General features: G+C 43.6%; 16 protein-coding genes. 2 read left to right on the top strand and 14 right to left on the bottom strand.

Features of this window, described 5'->3' with window-relative positions; translation table 11 throughout:
• Positions 1–54 precede the first annotated feature (54 nt).
• Positions 55–834: a TSUP family transporter gene (locus L1D44_RS10230; protein WP_239890364.1), complete on the bottom strand. Its 780-nt coding sequence runs from the start codon at positions 832–834 to the stop codon at positions 55–57.
• Positions 835–956: 122 nt separating this feature from the next.
• Here L1D44_RS10230 and L1D44_RS10225 point away from each other — a divergent pair, with 122 nt between their 5' ends.
• Positions 957–1859, top strand: coding sequence for a LysR substrate-binding domain-containing protein (locus L1D44_RS10225; protein ID WP_239890362.1), 903 nt, complete (start codon positions 957–959; stop codon positions 1857–1859).
• A gap of 4 nt (positions 1860–1863) precedes the next feature.
• Here the strand turns inward: L1D44_RS10225 and L1D44_RS10220 are convergent, their stop codons facing one another.
• The 6 genes from L1D44_RS10220 to L1D44_RS10195 form a co-directional block, all read right to left on the bottom strand.
• Positions 1864–3837 (bottom strand): NERD domain-containing protein kinase family protein, encoded by a 1974-nt coding sequence (locus L1D44_RS10220; RefSeq protein WP_239890360.1) that lies wholly within the window; start codon positions 3835–3837, stop codon positions 1864–1866.
• A gap of 116 nt (positions 3838–3953) precedes the next feature.
• A complete protein-coding gene (locus tag L1D44_RS10215; protein ID WP_220770750.1) occupies positions 3954–4340 on the bottom strand; it encodes a ribonuclease E inhibitor RraB in 387 nt (128 codons plus the stop codon).
• 19 nt (positions 4341–4359) lie between these two features.
• A complete protein-coding gene (locus L1D44_RS10210) occupies positions 4360–4590 on the bottom strand; it encodes an RNA-binding S4 domain-containing protein (RefSeq protein ID WP_012155868.1) in 231 nt (76 codons plus the stop codon).
• Positions 4591–4660: 70 nt separating this feature from the next.
• Positions 4661–5194: a GNAT family N-acetyltransferase gene (locus tag L1D44_RS10205; RefSeq protein ID WP_239890358.1), complete on the bottom strand. Its 534-nt coding sequence runs from the start codon at positions 5192–5194 to the stop codon at positions 4661–4663.
• Between the two features lie 34 nt (positions 5195–5228).
• Positions 5229–5507: a peptidylprolyl isomerase gene (locus L1D44_RS10200; protein WP_220770748.1), complete on the bottom strand. Its 279-nt coding sequence runs from the start codon at positions 5505–5507 to the stop codon at positions 5229–5231.
• Between the two features lie 108 nt (positions 5508–5615).
• A complete protein-coding gene (locus L1D44_RS10195) occupies positions 5616–7448 on the bottom strand; it encodes a DUF885 domain-containing protein (protein ID WP_239890356.1) in 1833 nt (610 codons plus the stop codon).
• Between the two features lie 176 nt (positions 7449–7624).
• Between L1D44_RS10195 and L1D44_RS10190 the strand changes: the two genes are divergently transcribed.
• Complete coding sequence (locus tag L1D44_RS10190; protein ID WP_239890354.1) at positions 7625–8131, top strand: diguanylate cyclase; 507 nt, start codon at positions 7625–7627, stop codon at positions 8129–8131.
• An 89-nt stretch (positions 8132–8220) separates the two neighbouring features.
• On the opposite strand, the gene L1D44_RS10185 is transcribed toward L1D44_RS10190, so the two are convergent.
• The 7 genes from L1D44_RS10185 to L1D44_RS10155 all read right to left on the bottom strand — a co-directional run bounded on the left by L1D44_RS10185 (position 8221) and on the right by L1D44_RS10155 (position 16791).
• Positions 8221–9468, bottom strand: a complete 1248-nt coding sequence (locus L1D44_RS10185) for a tetratricopeptide repeat protein (protein WP_239890352.1) — start codon at positions 9466–9468, stop codon at positions 8221–8223.
• A gap of 2 nt (positions 9469–9470) precedes the next feature.
• On the bottom strand, positions 9471–10091 hold the full coding sequence (locus L1D44_RS10180) for an energy transducer TonB (RefSeq protein WP_202721487.1): 621 nt from the start codon (positions 10089–10091) through the stop codon (positions 9471–9473).
• Between the two features lies 1 nt (position 10092).
• On the bottom strand, positions 10093–10497 hold the full coding sequence (locus L1D44_RS10175; RefSeq protein WP_108947027.1) for a biopolymer transporter ExbD: 405 nt from the start codon (positions 10495–10497) through the stop codon (positions 10093–10095).
• Between the two features lie 13 nt (positions 10498–10510).
• On the bottom strand, positions 10511–11035 hold the full coding sequence (locus L1D44_RS10170; protein WP_202721488.1) for a MotA/TolQ/ExbB proton channel family protein: 525 nt from the start codon (positions 11033–11035) through the stop codon (positions 10511–10513).
• Positions 11035–12390 (bottom strand): MotA/TolQ/ExbB proton channel family protein, encoded by a 1356-nt coding sequence (locus L1D44_RS10165; RefSeq protein WP_239890351.1) that lies wholly within the window; start codon positions 12388–12390, stop codon positions 11035–11037. Before L1D44_RS10165 ends, L1D44_RS10170 begins: the two co-directional genes overlap by 1 nt.
• A complete protein-coding gene (locus L1D44_RS10160) occupies positions 12390–13172 on the bottom strand; it encodes a DUF3450 domain-containing protein (protein WP_239890349.1) in 783 nt (260 codons plus the stop codon). The genes L1D44_RS10165 and L1D44_RS10160 overlap by 1 nt, the downstream gene beginning before the upstream one ends.
• A 769-nt stretch (positions 13173–13941) precedes the next feature.
• Complete coding sequence (locus tag L1D44_RS10155; protein WP_239890347.1) at positions 13942–16791, bottom strand: TonB-dependent receptor; 2850 nt, start codon at positions 16789–16791, stop codon at positions 13942–13944.
• Positions 16792–17384: the final 593 nt, after the last annotated feature.

Below are 17384 nucleotides of genomic sequence, written 5' to 3'. Positions count from 1 at the left end.
TTTGTATGGCGAGACTGAAACACTTTTATCAAAAGTTCATCCTTGAAATATCCTTTATAACCATGCAAACAGATCGTACTGGGCCGATAGCAGCTTAACACTCATGGCTATCGACATTATCACCACTAACGGTTTAATGATTTTAGTACCTTTAGTGAGCACAAGACGCGAACCCAGTGTTGCACCTATCGCTTGGCCGATAAGCATGACTCCACCCAACATCCAGAACACCTTGCCTCCGATGGCGAAGAAAATAAGTGAGGCGATGTTAGTGGAGAAGTTTAGAATCTTGGCATGAGCCGTCGCTTTTGCCAGACCATAACCTGCGAGGGTGACAAACGCGAGGGCAAAGAAGCTCCCCGTTCCTGGGCCAAAGAAACCATCATAAAAACCGACACCAAGAGCCGCAGTAAAAGCAAATAGGCTTGGGGTCAGCAGTTGCTGTTTATCTTCTTCACTGATTTTTTTAGAAAACAGGAAGTAACCACCGATGGCTAACATCAAGAATGGCAAGAACACCTCTAAGAATGCGGTATCGATCATCTGAACCGCTATCGTGCCTAATGCCGCTCCCGTAAATGCACTGGCAATACTGAGCTTCATATCGCTGAGCTTCACCATGCCTTTACGCACAAAATAGAAGCTAGCAAAGAAACTACCGCCACAAGCTTGAAGCTTGTTCGTCGCTAACGCCACGGTTGGAGGAAGGCCTGCCCATAGCAGTGCGGGGATGGTTAACAGTCCACCGCCTCCTGCAATCGCATCGATAAAACCGGCCAACATGGCCACAAAAAACAGCAGTGCGATAAGCTCGAAAGTAAGATCTAAGGTCATGATTAAATAGATTGAAAAATTAAGTGTCGTTATTAGACGTGGTTTGCAGTTAGAACGCAAAGGAGTTATTGTCCCACTTAAGTGAGATTTTCTCACGCAAAAACACAGTTAAGGCAAACCTAATGTACTCACACCTTCCCCCTCTTAATGCACTGAGAGCTTTCGAGGCATCGGCACGTCTCATGAGCTTTACCCTTGCTGGCAAAGAACTATTTGTCACTCATGGTGCCATAAGTAAGCAGATTAGATTATTGGAAGACTATGTCGGAATGCCACTGTTCATTAGGCAGCATCGCAGCCTTAAACTCACCGATGAGGGGGAGCGCTACTTTATCAATGTGCAAGCAGCATTGCAGACACTTAATAACGCCACGAGTGACTTAATCACCCAGCCACTTCGTACCCAAACCTTAGCCATCAATGTATTACCTAGCCTAACCATTAGCTGGCTCATTCCAAGGATGGAGGAATTTAAATCTCGCTATCCACACCTCTATGTGGATCTGTCTATCGGTGATTTTGAGGTGGACTTTAATAAGGTCAATTACGATATCGCCATTCGCAGCAGCACGACTGTGCCTAAGGCTGCAAATGTCATGACCTTAATGGATGAGGACTTGTGTTTAGTCTGCGCTTCAGAGTTAGCAGAGCAACTCCAAACCCTTGATGACATCAACTCGATGACGCTATTGCAACACACCACTCGCCCTGGATTATGGCAACTTTGGGCCAACAGCATGGGGTTGGAGCTAACGACAGAGAAAAAGTTTGGTGTTGAGCATTTTTATATGCTCAGTCAAGCCGCGGTCAGTGGCATGGGGGTGGCGCTTATTCCACGCTTCTTCATTGAAGATGAACTCAAATCAGGCAAGCTAGTGCTCCCATTTGGTGCCGATTTTAATGCGAAGTTCACTAGCCCCTATCGTTACTATTTACTCACGCCAAAATCGAGTAACCTGCCGTTAAAAGTGCAATCCTTTATCGACTGGTTACTCGAACTGTTTGCGCCATATCGGCATGAATAAATAGTTAGAGGATCTCCTTATCCGCTAGATCAAACATCTCTAGATAATTCATTCCCGAATGCACGCTCAAGTCAAAGTTAAGCACTTTATAACAAACATCATAAAGTGCTTCACCAAACCATTCACGGTCAAAGGCTTCTAGTGCCTTAATCATTCCTTGCTGGCACAAATCGCCCTTCAAGCTATCGGGTGCCATGGCATCGATAAAGCTCGCGACAAGGCCATAAAGATCTTTTTCTGCGTCACCTTCAACTTCCCACAGTGTTGGATCGGCATACTGACAAGCATAATGGCTCGCCGCAATATCAAGCCCAACTCCAAAGTTAACCAGTATCGCTTTATTTGGGTTACAGATAATATTTTTAGGGCAGATAGCACCATGATAGATATCCATCTGATGCATATACTGCAAACCCGTTAACAGCTGAGTAAACCACATTAAGGGCTGGCCAAGTTGGATCTCCTCGAGATCATCAATCGATACCCCATACTCCCAAGCTCTAGCAATGAATAGCTTCTCGCTTTGAGGCAGTTGCCCAAAGGCGAGTACCTTTTCGATATGAGGATGATAAACCTTGGCTAAGCTGCGATAGGTATTACTTAGCATCGGCCAGTTTGCTTCAACCTTACTGTAAATTGAGATACCGCACTGATATTGCCCCTGCATATGCGTTGCTCGCCAGAACTGGCTCGTTTCGGTGGCGGCAATAAACTGCTCTAGCCTAAAGTGATGATCGATAATCGCACCAGCCGTAATCTCAACTTTTTCCGGTACCGTATCGCACACGCCGTGATCGATTAGTGCTGACAAGTCACTACGCAGTGCATCAAGATCCGTCGTGCTACCAACGACAGCCTCGCGATACCATTGATAAATTCTAGGCTGCTGAGTCTGTTCGGCAATAGCGAGAAAGCCTTCGGCGTAGGCCTTGATATCTTCACTCGTACTCACATTATCTTTAATATCGATAAACTCGACGTCTCCCATATCGGAAACAAAAATACAGTTACTTGTCCAGCCTCCCACAGTAAAGCCGCGGCGATGGATCTGCTGTAGTCCTGTGACGCTTCGTCGAAGTATTTCAAGTAGTTGGTAAGTGGTCATCTGCTCTGACTCGAGCACATTGAGCGGTACACCGCGGGGCATACGGATTGGTAACACCAACTGCTCGCCATCTTGAATAAGCGGCGCACAATAGGGAACACCACAACAACCTGAAAGAGATTGCAGTCGCAGGAACTCTCGCCTTAACTGTGCCTCATGAGCCTGGGACTGCTCACTGTCAGTAAATTGGGTTGGAATGAGCACCTTCAACAGCCAAGGCGCGGTCCACTCACCGGGATTATATTCAGCCTGCCAAACTTCGAGACCACTCTGAATAAACAGACACTTGAGCTTAGTAAAGTCTTGGATCTTATTATTACGCTGCTCAACGATTGCCACCTGACCTATGGTTTCGAGTACCAGCTCTTTTTGGGTATCGGTGACTTGATGCTTTTTCGGGGCAGTGAGACCCCACTCCGTTGTTAGCGCAGCCACAATCTGCTTTGGAGTATAGATACTAAGCGAGCCTTGTTGTTTCTCAAGCTCAATCTCTTCACCTTTACGGCCAGTAACAAATACCATACCTTGGCACCAAGGCGCATAGACTCCCACTGGGATTTTGTGCTTGACGTTACCGGCTAAAACACGGGCAACATAGTTTGCCTTGGCAAGACTGTTATCCACCTCACGACCATCGAGTGACCAAGCGTGCAAGCCTGCATCTAATCGGCCGATATAGCCCTTTACATCGACAACGTACACTCCCCACTCGCCAATAACTAGCGCATCGACCTCCATGGCTTGACCTGATTTAGCAGGGATCTCAACATTGGTTAGCAGGATATAATCTTCTGGTAGTTCATCGGCTAGCAGGGAAAATGCCCAACGCTCAGCATCGTTAACCGGTGTGCCAAAACTTATCATTCTTGCCATTCTTTTCTCCTTCGGTGGCAATTAATATTTATGTTGGACTGTCCGTATTCTTAACTTTTGGGCACAAAAAAGCCACTAATATAAGTGGCTTATTTTGAAAAGATTTTTAGCTTATTTTAGTGCTTACAGCCATCGCCACATTCATGCGCGTCGTCAGCGAAATCATCATCGCCTTCTTGATGCTGCATCACTCCCCAACCGTCGGTGACGCCACCAAACTCTTGGGCAAATTCGTGCAAACTAATCTCTTGCTCTACGATTGCATCGTACTCAGGAACCATGTTTATGCAAACGATCAGTTCCCACTTACCCGAGTCATCGTTGAGTAGTAGTTCAACTTCGCCTTCAAGATCAGATTGACCAAGCTCTTCAAGTGCGGACTCAGCATCGCGCTGATCTTCAAAAACTAAGAAGAAATCAACATCAAGGGCTGCTGATAAGTCGATACCGGCATCAGCCATCGCTTCAAGCATTTTGCCATTGTCATCATCTGGAAACTGCATGTTTATCCTCTCTTCTTAGTTACTCAGCAATAATTTTAACGCTTTCGCCGTTAAAACTAACCACTTCACCTGCAATCACTTTCTTGCGCTTGCGGGTTTCAACTTCACCGTTAACGGTCACTTGTCCTTCAGAAATAACGTGCTTGGCTTCGCCACCTGCACTCATCATTCCTTGGACTTTCAATACTTTGTATAATTCGATGTATTCTTCGCCTGACTTTAATGTCAGCGTTGGAGTATCTGCACTCACTGTATTTCGCCTTAAATAACTAGAACTGACGGCATTATAGCACTCAATTTATCATGCGAGTGTATGGTTTCTAACACCTTTGTGCAGCCAAAAGCCCATAAAGGCAGTCATTAAACCATTGTTCGCCTATTTTACAGTTTTCTCGCAATAGGCCTTCGCGTACAAAACCACACTTTTCCAGTACTTTGATTGAAGCAATATTTTGCTCTATACAGTAAGCAAAAAACTTATGCGGCTTATAGGCTAAACAAGCCCAATCAATAATCGCTTGCAGGCTTTCACTGGCAAAACCTTGTCCGTGGGCCTTGGGATGGATCATATAGCCGACTTGCATCTGCCCCATTTCAGCATCGCTATTCTGCAAGCCAATAAAACCGATAAAATCTTGTGTATGAGCATCCTCAATAATAGTGAGCAACCACTCACCTTCACTCAAATCTCGGTTTTCTAAAACACGCTCGAACTTCTCTCGTATAACCGATTCTGCCTGAGGCTTGCGTACAAACTCATTGAGCTGCTCATTTGAGTGAGTATATAAAAAGTTGTCCCAGTCACTGGCAACAACAGTTCTTAACCTGAGTCTATCGGTATACAGTTCGAGCATGTATATTCCTTCTTACAATAGAAACAACAGCAGATTAGCCTCTGCTTGTCACTTCTAGAAGGTGGTAACCAAACTGAGTTTTAACTGGACCTTGAACTTCGTTCAGTGGCGCGCTAAATACCACTTCGTCAAATTCTCTTACCATCATACCTGGGCCAAATGAACCTAAGTCGCCGCCTTGAGCCGAAGATGGGCAAGATGAGTTAGCTTTAGCTACATCACCAAAATCAGCACCATCAAGGATCTGCTGCTTAAGTTCTAGACACTGCTCTTCGGTATCTACTAGTAGGTGTCTTGCAGTTGCTTGTACCATGGTTTTCTCCAAAAATTAAATGTAATGCCTTTAAGGCAAAATAAAACCCAGCCAGTATATACCATTCTTTATGGCGTATCCCAGCTGGGTTATTACAGATTGAATAAGTTACTTCTGTGAAGCAATCCAATCGTTCACTTTTAGCTCCATCACTTCCATTGGCAGCGAGCCTGAGGTTAATACCTGATCGTGATAGGCCTTTAAGTCAAACTTGTCACCCAACTCTTTTTCAGCTTGTGCGCGCAGTGACAGGATCTTTAATTGGCCTACTTTATAGCTCAACGCTTGGCCAGGGATTGCCATATAACGCTCAACTTCCGCGATGATGTCAGACTCTGCCATTGGCGAGTTATCTTTCATATACTGAATCGCTTGCTCGCGAGTCCAGCCTTTAGCGTGCAGGCCGGTATCCACCACTAGGCGCATGGCGCGTAGCATCTCATCAGATAACTTACCAAAGTATTGATATGGGTCGTTAAACAAGCCCATCTCTATACCTAAGTACTCAGCGTAAAGCGCCCAGCCCTCTTCGAAAGCCGTGTAACCGCCAAAACGCTGAAACTCTGGCACTCCAGTTAGCTCTTGCTTAATAGCAATCTGGAAATGGTGTCCCGGTGCAGCTTCATGCAGTGACAAAGTTGTCATGCCCCACTTTGGCTGTGCCTTTAAGTTATATGTGTTGATGTAGAACACGCCCGGACGGGAGCCATCAACCGCTGGAGCATCATAAGATGCGCCTGCTGCAGATTGCTCTCTAAAGCTCTCTACCGGTTTTACCACATAATCGGCTTTTGGCATCACATTGAAGTACTTTGGTAGCTCAAGGTTGATCTTATCTTTAAGCACCATGTAACCATCGATTAAACCTTGACGATCACTGAAGAAATACTGAGGCTCTGAAGAAAGTGATGCAAAAAATGCCGTTAAATCCCCTTCGAAGCCAACTTGAACTCGCACTTTATCCATTTCAGATAAGATCCGCGCCACTTCATCTAGTCCCACTTTGTGGATCTCATCCACAGGCATAGTCGTTGTAGTATGGGTGTTTGCTAGGTGCTGATACCATACTTTACCGTTAGGTAGTCCCCACCAGCCGTCTGTTGCACGTGACGACTTAATATAGGTATTTTGAAAGTAATCACGTAGTGAAGTCAGCTCTGGTATCAACTGCTCGCCAATTAACTTGGTGTACTCTTGGGTAATAGCTCGTTTATCTTCATCGGAAAACGACTCTGGCATCAGGTTGATCGGTGTATAGAATAAGCTGTCATTAACATTATCAACAAGCTGAGCAGTCAACTGAGGAATAATACGCTCGACAAGCACACGAGGCAGCACAACCTTACTCTCGATACCTTCGTTCATGCGCACCTGCGCAACCTTCATCCACTCAATAAACCCTTGCAGGCGGTTCAGCCAATTCTGGTAATCTTCGACCGTTTTAAAGGGCTGAGCGCTCTCACCACTACCAAGCTGAACCATGCTGATCACAGTGCTATAAAATTGATTCATCGGCATGAAGTGATTAGGAAAGGTTTCGTCAGCCAATGCCACATTACGGTCATAGGTGAACATGTCATAGCTTAGCTTTAGTTCACTCGGTAACTGGTCACGATCTATTTTTTTTACTTCTTTTAAATAACGCGTATTCAGCTTGTGTCGCTGGGTTAAATATTCATTAGATAGGCCGTCACCAAATTGGTCGTTATAGTCATTCACACCAACAAATGTTGCGTAGATAGGCTCTAACTTCAATATATCTTTAAAGTAGTTATCCACTAACTGCAAATAAGCTTGCTGTGCAGACTGACTCTCAACGACTTGCTCTGTTGCTTGTTGCCCTGTTTGCGCTGATTGTTGGGTTTGCTTACTCTCAGTTTCACCGCAAGCAGTTAGCCCTAAGATTGCGCCAATAGACAACGCCAGTACCGCCTTCCTCATTTTAATATTCCTTTTATTTATTGTTAGTGCTCTATCTTTTCTATACTTAACACCAGAGACAAATGTGATATCGGTAAGGGAATAACCATTATCCTCAATCACGGCCTTGTCCAGCTATCCTACGGGAGCTCTGAAACGAGCATCTTGAGGTAGCTTGGGTATATAAGGAGCCTTTAATGATTTATTCATTCAGTAACTCTGGCTTTAGGGATCCAGAAACAGGGGTATATAACCAAACCTATTTTATGGAAGTATTTAACCGTGAATGGCATCGCCATATCCGTGACCATCAGAGTCTGGCCTTATTGTATCTATGCCCACACATTCATGAAACTATTTCTCAACCACAATTGTTAGAATTATTCATGAAGCAAGTACAACAAGCACTGTTACGCTCAACAGATCTACTTGCAAGGCTCGATAACAATGCGTTCGCTCTTGGTATATTTGAAGTCGATGACACTGGTGCTCATGTGGTTATCGATAGATTAGAGCAGACTATCGGGGATTTTAATCATAATCTTCAACAGCAGCATCATGGCGAAATAGAGTATGAACTTGGTGGCTGTGTTTGTCGGCCAAACAGAGACTTATACCTAGATACACTGTTTGAAACCGTAGAGCGACATACCGAGCAAATGCGCTTACCTAAAGCCACTGAGCACAGGCTTATTCACCTATAACATCTTTTACGATAACGGCTAGAGTTATATGTAAGTCACAGCGACAAAAAAGCCCCTAAACAGGGGCTTTTTTTTTACGGCTTATTAAATTAAAGCGTTACGTTATGAACGCGTGCTTTTTCTTTAATGTAAGCAAGGTAGCTCTTAGCTGAACGTGCAGTTTTCTTATCATCAGCAGCAAGCTTGGCATACTTATATGCTGTCTTGTACTGTTTTAAATTGATATAAGATAACGCCAATTCAAACTGCGCTTCACCTGGATTCTTAATGCCAGCGTCTAACGCCTTCTTAAGAGCAGCGATTGCAGACTTATGCTTGCCATCTAAGGCAAGAATACGTCCCTGTCTCAAATACAGCTTACCTGCATTATTAACAGCAGCCGCTTTACCATATGTATCAGCAGCTTCTTTTAGCTCCTTAGCATTATGGTAAAACCCAGCGAGGATAGTTAAGGTCTTTTCATCTTCCTTAATTAGCCCTGACTTCATATGCTTAGTATAGATTTGCGCTGCACGGTATGGCGAACCATTCTGTGCAAGTAGCTGGGTCAAACGAGTAATGTTACCCGCTGTCTCCAAAAATCCATTCATATAAGCTAAGTCATATGTCGCTAGTGACTTTGTATAGTCCTCAGTCATCAGATAAAACTGGGCCAGCTGAACCCACAGACGTTTGTCATCAGGGAATATTGGCACCATGATTTCGAGCACTTCAACAGCTTGTTTGTACTTCTTCTGGTTAAAGTAAGCCGTTAGCTTCATCTGATATAAGCCTTTGTCAGGCTTTTCAGAAAGAGCTATGCCCTTATCAGCAACCTCAAGCACCTTGTCCCACTGCTTTTGCTCAGAAAGCGCAATACCTATTCGCTTATAGACTTGCGGATCTTCTTTACAGGTAAACTCCATCCACTGGTAATACATCGGGATTGACTCTTTAAACTTCTTTTCTCCAATCAGGAGGTCAGCATAGAGTCTTAGAGTTTGAGCGTGATCAACGCCGCCTAGGATATCTGCATCAACTGCAGACTTAAGGTACTTAACAGCCGTACCCATCTGTCCTTTTTCCGCATAAAAGTTACCTAACATACGGTCAATATAGGCTTTATCGAAATCATTCTTTGGGTTCGCTTCTAGAAGAATTGCAATCGCTTCATCCACATTACCTTCGGTATATGCTTCAAAAGATCTTTGCACTTTCTTAGACGCACTTTGACCAACAGCTTTCGATTTACGCTTTTCAATCGCACACTTTTCAGCGGCTGCGGCTGTCGGAACAACCGCTACGCTTCCACCTAAACAAAGTAATAAAGCAGCAGCAATAGTATTAACTTTACGCATAATTATCTGCCTCCTTTGTCTAGTGTGAAATCAAGTTGGACTGTCATGCCAGGTTGCTTAAGGGCTTTACCGTCAACAATCTTTGGCTTGTACTTCCACTTTTTAAGTGCACGACGTGCTTCTTTATCGAATAAGCGCTTAGGCTCTGCCTTGATGACTTTAACGTCTTCAACACCACCTAATTCGTTAATCGTAAAGCTAAGTTGTACCCAACCTTCTTTACCATCACGTGCCGCTTTAATTGGATACTGAGGCTCGATTCGAACGATAGGTGTTGCGTCACCATCTCGCGTCATCATGTTGCCTAGTTTGAAACCAGTGTTTGCACCACCGGCTTCAACTCCACCCATGTTAAATGACATATTTGTATCAATGTCAGATGAACTATCTGGTGGCGTAGTATCCGGTTTTGGCGGCTGCTCTGGGGGTGTAGGCGGTTTAGGCTTAACCCTTGGCTTTTTCTGCGCTGATGCGTCATCTCTGTTCATGGTAATTTCAATGACAGGAGTCTCTGTCGAGGTATCGTGGCGGGTTGGACCGCCACCTACCAAGAAAGCCATGAAGACAAACAAAGCAAAAGTCACAGCAGCACCAATTATCAGTGATACTATTCCTCTCAGCATATTATTCGTTCCCCGCCGATACAGATATCTTATCGATACCTGCAGCTTTAACGTTATCAAGGACCTTAACCACTAAACCATGTCTAGCTTCTTGGTCTGCTTGAATCAATACTGCAGCCTCTGGTGCTTCTGCAAGCATACGCTCAACGTTTGCAGTTACACGCTCGATATCAACTTGACGGTTTTCCATCATGATGATGCCGGTCTTGCTCACACCAATAAAGATGTTAGCAGAAGGCTTCTTAGTCGCTTGTGATGCTTCAGGCTTGTTATAGTCAAGACCTGATGGCTTTACAAACGATGTTGTTACAATAAAGAAGATAAGCATGATGAACACGATGTCTAGCATCGGGGTCATATCAATCTCAGCTTCTTCTTCTACGCTTGAATGCTTTCTACGTGCCATGTTCAATCTCTCTCTAGTGGTGAGGCATGCTGTCTTTTAGCTTTGCTAAACTGATTTTCATTTTTGCATCTAGACGTGTGCTAAAGAATACGCCTGATAATGCTGCTACCATTCCCGCCATTGTCGGCATGGTCGCCATTGAAATACCAGCTGCCATCATACGAGCATTACTCGTCCCATGAACTGCCATCACATCGAATACTGAAATCATACCTGTTACGGTACCTAGTAGGCCTATCATTGGACAGATTGCTACTAAAGTTTTGATAATCAGCATACGTGCAGTTAAATCTTGCTTCGCTTGGGATACCCAAGCTTCACGGATGCGGTGTGCATACCAAGAGGTTGAATCCTCTCGTGCTTCCCATGCCGTAATGATTGCTTTGTGCTGTTTTGGTGATACCCAATTTAGATACCAGTAGCGTTCAAGCATCAATACCCACATAACAAACAATACACCAGCCACTAACCAGAGGACGTCGCCTCCGGAGGCCATGAAGCCCCTGACGGAATCCCAGATATCCATCAGGAATAACATTAGTCTTTCCTCTTCTCAGCGTGCGCTGCCACAATGCCAGCACTTTGCTCTTCAAGTACTTGTACAATAGACTTGCTACGTGCGATAACCACTGCATGCATAAGCATTAGAGGTAGTGCTGCAACTAGACCTTGAACCGTAGTCATCAGTGCCATAGAGATACCACCCGCCATTAGCTTAGGATCACCGGTACCAAACAGCTGAATGCTTTGGAAGGTTGCAATCATACCCGTTACTGTACCGAGTAGACCCATCATAGGCGCGATAGCCGCTAGAACCTTGATGATTGAGATGCGTGACTCAAGTGCTGGTGTCTCTTTCAGAATCGCTTCGTCAAGTTTTAGCTCTAGGGTCTCAACGTCGACATCTTTGTTATCTTGGTAAGCTTTAAGTACACGACCTAATGCGTTGTTACCTGGATTATCAATGTTCTTACGCTGAGCCTTAACCTTAGCACCAACAACACCTAGTGTGATTAGACGCTCGATAGAGATAAGCGCACCGAGTGCTAGTAGAGCCATAATGATGTAACCGATAGTGCCACCCGCTTCAATACGCTCTTCAATCGTTGCTTTACCAGTGAAGATGTTAAGTAGCGTGCCTCTAATCGGGTCGATATAAAGCTTTGCAGCACCTGAAGATGTCGCTTCAAACGCAGCGATAGGCTTAGTCTGGTAGCCGTCAGGTTGCTGTGAAAGCTCCTGAACTAGACCAAGGTCTGCGTTATAAACAACATATTTGCCATCGGCTAAAAGGTTAAATGCACCTACACGAGTGATAGTCGTGTTAGTCACGCTACCATCGATACCAGTTACAGAACCTTCGAACTTAACAACCTTTCCAGACTCAGCCATTTCAAACAGCTGCTCTTCCCAGAAACGCTCTAGCTCGTCAATTTTTGGAAGCTGCTTACGTGCACCAAGGTCAGCGATAAATACGTCACGACCTGGATACTGTGCAGAGATGTTAGAACCCGCTAGCTTACCAGCGAAGTCGCCCGCATCACCTTTAACAACACCAAACATTTCACCCAAGTCACCTTGAGCCGTTTTTAAGTCTTCTTCTAACTGACCGATTTTACGCTCGTTATCCAAAAACGCTTGGTTTAAGTCTTTACCGCGTTGACGCTCTGCCGCTAAAGCATCCTTTTCACGCTTTAGCAGTGCAGCTTTGTCGCCACGTTCATTTTTAAACTCTTGCTCACGCTTCGCATTTGTCTTTGATGCATTGGCACGCTCAACTTTTACTTGGTCAAGTAGTTGATCGATAGTTTTAGGTGCGTCTGCAGCATGAGCAATACCGGCCGTTAATGACAGGCTCGCAGCAACGATTGCTGTAGTGATAAACTTCTTCATTATTGTGCAGCCTCCGCAGCAGGAATTGGTAACGAGAATAGATCCGGTGCACCCTGTTTACGTGCAATTCGAATACCTTTAGTTAGTTCGCGTAGGTAGCTATCTTCTAACTTATCCCAGCCTTTAGTTTCATCGTTATACATCCAAGCTGACTTACCGTCTAAGCTTTGAGCATATAGTGCAACACGGCCTAGGTTGAAGAAGTCTACAAGTACTTCTTTACCATCTAGGTTTAGCTGACCAGTCTTAACGGCAACGAAACCGCCATATTCACGTTCAATTGAGTATGCATCTAGGATTAGACGATACTTTTCTGCCAGAGTTACCTCTGCACTGTTTAGTAGATTTTTTAGGTTTTCAACACGCGCAACACGAGTTTCAGTGTTAAATGGAAGGTCAAGAGCAACAAACTGCTCTAATGCATCAACCATCTTGAACATCAATGGCACTACGCCTTGACGTAATGCATCGACACCGTTGATGTCATCTTGAATAGATTTCATGGTAGCTTCTTGGTCTGCAACCAGACCTGCTACGTAGTCGTTATAAGATTTTAGTGATTCACGTTCATCAGCAACTGAACCGTACTCGAACAACATGTCCTGAGCCTGGTCAAAATACTTATCGACTTTCTTTTGAGATGTTGCGGCTTCCGCGTGAATTTTAGCGTCAGCTTTCTGAACATCAGAAAGAGGATCGGCAATCACTAAGTTGCTGCCTGCTAAGGCTAGTGCGCCAATGAGCGCTGTAGCGATTTTTGTTTTATTGCTTACCTTGGACATAGTTCCCAACCAATTTGAAGTGATTAAAAAAGCTTTAACTTATCGACAACAGGGTGCGTACGCTTATTTTGCTTTAGTTCCCTATTGCCTAAGCCTGTCTTTCTATTGTGATTGTTAATTATTATCTTCCCTTTTCTACATCTTCGAGGATGTAGACCCGCTGGCATCATTTCACAAAATGTTGACCTGTGTCAACATTTGGAAACAGCAAAAACTATCAGAAAACGAGCTTAAAGGATGGAAAACAATCAGAAGTGACTTTTTTAAGGTAAGTGTGTAAAAGAAATTGAAAACAACAAAATGCAACACATCAGACAAAACACGTAAGCAGCTGTAAGAAAAAGGAAAAACCAAAGGTGAAGCACTAATTGCGATTTAACATCCTATTAACACACACTGGTATAACCAGTAAATAATTTACTTAAAATACACGCTTAATTAGCTTGTTCCACAACCTCTAGCTGATAAAAACATTGGACTGGAACTCATTTTACTAGCTGTTGAACTCTGAGACAGCTTTGTACTTAGTCGTTACGATACATATCGTTATTGTATACATTTCTAATGATTTGAAGCTACACGTGCATTAGCCAATCTCATTATGATGAGGGCAAATTAAATAAAATCCCCTCAGCAGGAGACCCCTTAACCTCATAATCACCCAACTCCCCACCAGTAAAGCGTGACACTTTGAAGAAAGTATTTTATAGCTAAAAAAAAACCGCTAATAGATATTAGCGGTTTTAATAAGTTTACCTATATTGCTTGCTTAGAACTTCTGGCTAATACGAGCAAACCAGCTACGTCCAAATAGACGATATGTACTCTCATCAGTACTACCGTTAAACGCAGGCTCGATATAAGGAGGTTGCTCATCAGAGATGTTTGTTACACCAACGCTGATCTTCGTACCAAAATCAAAGCTATAAGCTACAGTTACATCATGGTAGATAAATGAATCAACTTTATATTGGTGATTACCCTTACTTGGGTCATCTGGATCATTAGGAGTTGTTCCCCAATATGTTAGATCATCATACTCAAGACCTGAGATATAGTTCATGTTGTAGTTAACAGAAAGATCTTCCCAAGTGTAACCCGCTGTAAAGTTAAGTTTATCAGTCGCATAACTAGTGTCATTCTTGAAACGACCATTTAGATCTTCCATTTCAAACGTATTAGTTGACGAATTATAAACTTGGTTTTCACGCTCTAAGAAGTGAGTCCAAGAAAGGTTGAATGCGAAATCACCCGCTAATGCTTCTAACGCATAGTTAGCTTCGATATCAAGACCTTTAGCAGTCATACGACTTAGGTTAACTGACTTCTCGTTAATATATGTGATTTCACCATTAGTACGCTCGACATTATCACATAAAGTAGCAACACCACCTAAGTAACAACCATCTAACGAATCAGCCGCACCAATAGAGTCGATAACGTCGTCTAGTTCAATAGCCCAGTAATCGACTGTTAAACCTAACCCATCGATAAAGTTAGGAGAGTATGCTAGACCAACAGTAAATGTATCACCTTCTTCAGGCTGTAGCTCAGTGTTACCACCAACTTGCGCCAACTGTTGTGAGTCACTGTTGTTACTACCGCCTACTGGGACGCCAGCAGCGGTACAATTACCCTGTTGAGTTGCATCTAGGTTAGCCCAGTTACCTGAACTACATGGATCTGTTGCGCTTGGGAACGAATCAGATTCAGGAGCGTATAATGAATAAATGCCTGGAGCACGGAAAACTGTACCGTATGTACTACGGAATAGTAGACCATCGATAATTCCCCATTCTAGGCCTAGCTGATATGTCGTAGAAGAATCAAATGCGTCAAAGTCATCGTAACGAACACCAGCCTTTAAGTCTAAACGCTCAACTGCAGGAAGTTCAGCTAATACAGGAATAACAAATTCAGCAAATAAACTATTAACTTCTAGGGAACCAGAAGTTCCTTTACCCTTGTTACCAGTTACTTCACCCATGAACTTACCAGAGTCATTAACTGCGTTAAGTTCTTCTTTGCGGTATTCGTAACCACCACCACCCGAAACGGTGCCAGCTGGTAAATCAAACAGATCACCACCTACGAATGCTGTAACTGTTTGAAGAGTGTATGTTGAAGAGTCAATTAATGGAGCTGAAACGTAATCAAGCATCTCTTGAGTTACAGAGCCAGGACCACCAAACACGTTCATTGAAACACAGTCTTCGATTGGCGCATCTGGTGTACCACACACGATATCACCGTCAGCATTTTGGAACGAAGGTCCCATCGCCTTAGCAAGGTTCGGTCCATATAGCTGACCAAAGTCAGTCGATGCTGTTGAACTATGGCCATAGTTGTAGTTCACATCGTAGTAGTAATTATCACCAAGATCACCTTCGAAACCAATAACCTGCTGGAATCGAGTCACATCTTGTTCAAAGCTACGACCACCTTCTAACATACGACGGCGTGAACGTAGAACATCTTCACCAAACGGGTTGTAGAAGTTATCTCTTGAAACACCATTGAATGATGTTCCATCAGGAGTAGTGCCAGAATATGCAGGGTCATAACGAGTGTCATATGGAACCGCTGCAAGCTCTTGACGTGACTTACGGTGGTTAAGACGTGTTTCTGAGTAAACAGATACATTATCGTTAAAATCGAAGTGACCTTCTACGAAAAAGTTCAGTTTTTCGTAAGGTGTTTGCAAATAGTTTACCGGGTTGTAGTTATATGTGTCGGCATCGGTAAAGTCACGCATATCATCTAGCGAAGCAATACCGCCGTCACATGTACCATTTGTTTGGCTTGGTCCTGAAGCCAAATAGTACTGACCACATGGCGTTGAACCACTACCTAGGAAGTATGCATTTGAATCTGGACCTTCACCAATTAGACCATTTTTCCAAAATGACTCTTCGGCATCAGCTCCCCAAATAACCCAAGGATTATTTAAAAAATCTACATCTGTGTCACCTTGGTAAACAGCATCTTGCTTAACATAGTCTGCACCAACAACCATGTGACCGTCAGAGAATGCTTTACCAGCAACTAAGCTGAAACTATTCTGTTTATTAACATCAACATCAAAAGAGTTACTCGTCTGGAAAGTAGCCTCGATTCCTTCGAAGTCACGACGAGTAATAATGTTAACAACACCCGCTACAGCATCTGCACCATATGTCGCTGAAGCACCATCTTTTAATACTTCAATTCGCTCAATCATTGAACTTGGGATTGATTGGAAGTCAGAGGATACTGGACGACGGCCATTGACTAAAACAAGTGTACGTGAAGAACCTAGACCACGAAGCTCTACAAAAGTACCGCCACTACCACCGTTGTTAGTGGTTGTCATCGCTGGCGAACCAGACATAACAGCACTATTTTGTAGGAATTGGCCCACATCCTGAATACCTTGCACAGCCATTTGCTCGGCTGTAATGGTCGTCATTGGTGATGCCGTTTCTAAATCTGTTCTTTTAATTCTTGAACCTGTTACTTCTATACGTTCAACAGTATCTTCTTCTGCCGCTAATGCCGCTGGAGCGGTAAAGGCTGCTGTCATTGCGCCACTAACTAGCGCTAAACGCACAGAGTTAGCTAGAAAGTTATTCTTATACATTGTAAATCTCCCTGGACTCTCTTTTATTTTTTTAGTTACGCAAGCAACTTCTTTAACAATAAGTTACAACCCTCGCGAAACGCACACAAATAAAAACACAATCGAAACATTTTTACAACACTTGAAACGATATATAGATACAGGTTTTATATTTAGAGATAGATTAACTACATAACGCTTATTTAGGTCATTAAAAGATAACGGATTTAGGTTTTGGTGTGGCCGCAGCTTAAGAAAGGCTATTCGGTAACAACTGAGGTACTTTACACGCACAAAGGGGAGCCAGTTACGTAACCAACTAAAAAATAAAGAGAAACAATATAACCCAGTTTAAAAGTTCGAGGGTAATACGAACTGAAGCTATGGTCAAAAACGCCAGTTAACTATTCAGAAAAACAACTCACACATCCTCAAGTTCACGTGGTAACCTTCACTTTTGAGATTGTTTTTTAATCATATAAACACATTAAGACCGATACAAATATGCACACTTGTAAAATATTGGTTACATCAAGGCGCGCACCAACTGCCTATTAATTCGGCAGCGTCAATTTTGTGACCAACCAAAAACTCGAGCTAACGTCATTATTTCC

The sequence above is a fragment of the Shewanella sp. Isolate13 genome, from assembly GCF_022398325.1.
Taxonomy (GTDB): Bacteria; Pseudomonadota; Gammaproteobacteria; order Enterobacterales; family Shewanellaceae; genus Shewanella.
Note: the sequence above shows the minus strand (reverse complement) of the source record. Positions and strands in the feature narration are given on the sequence as shown.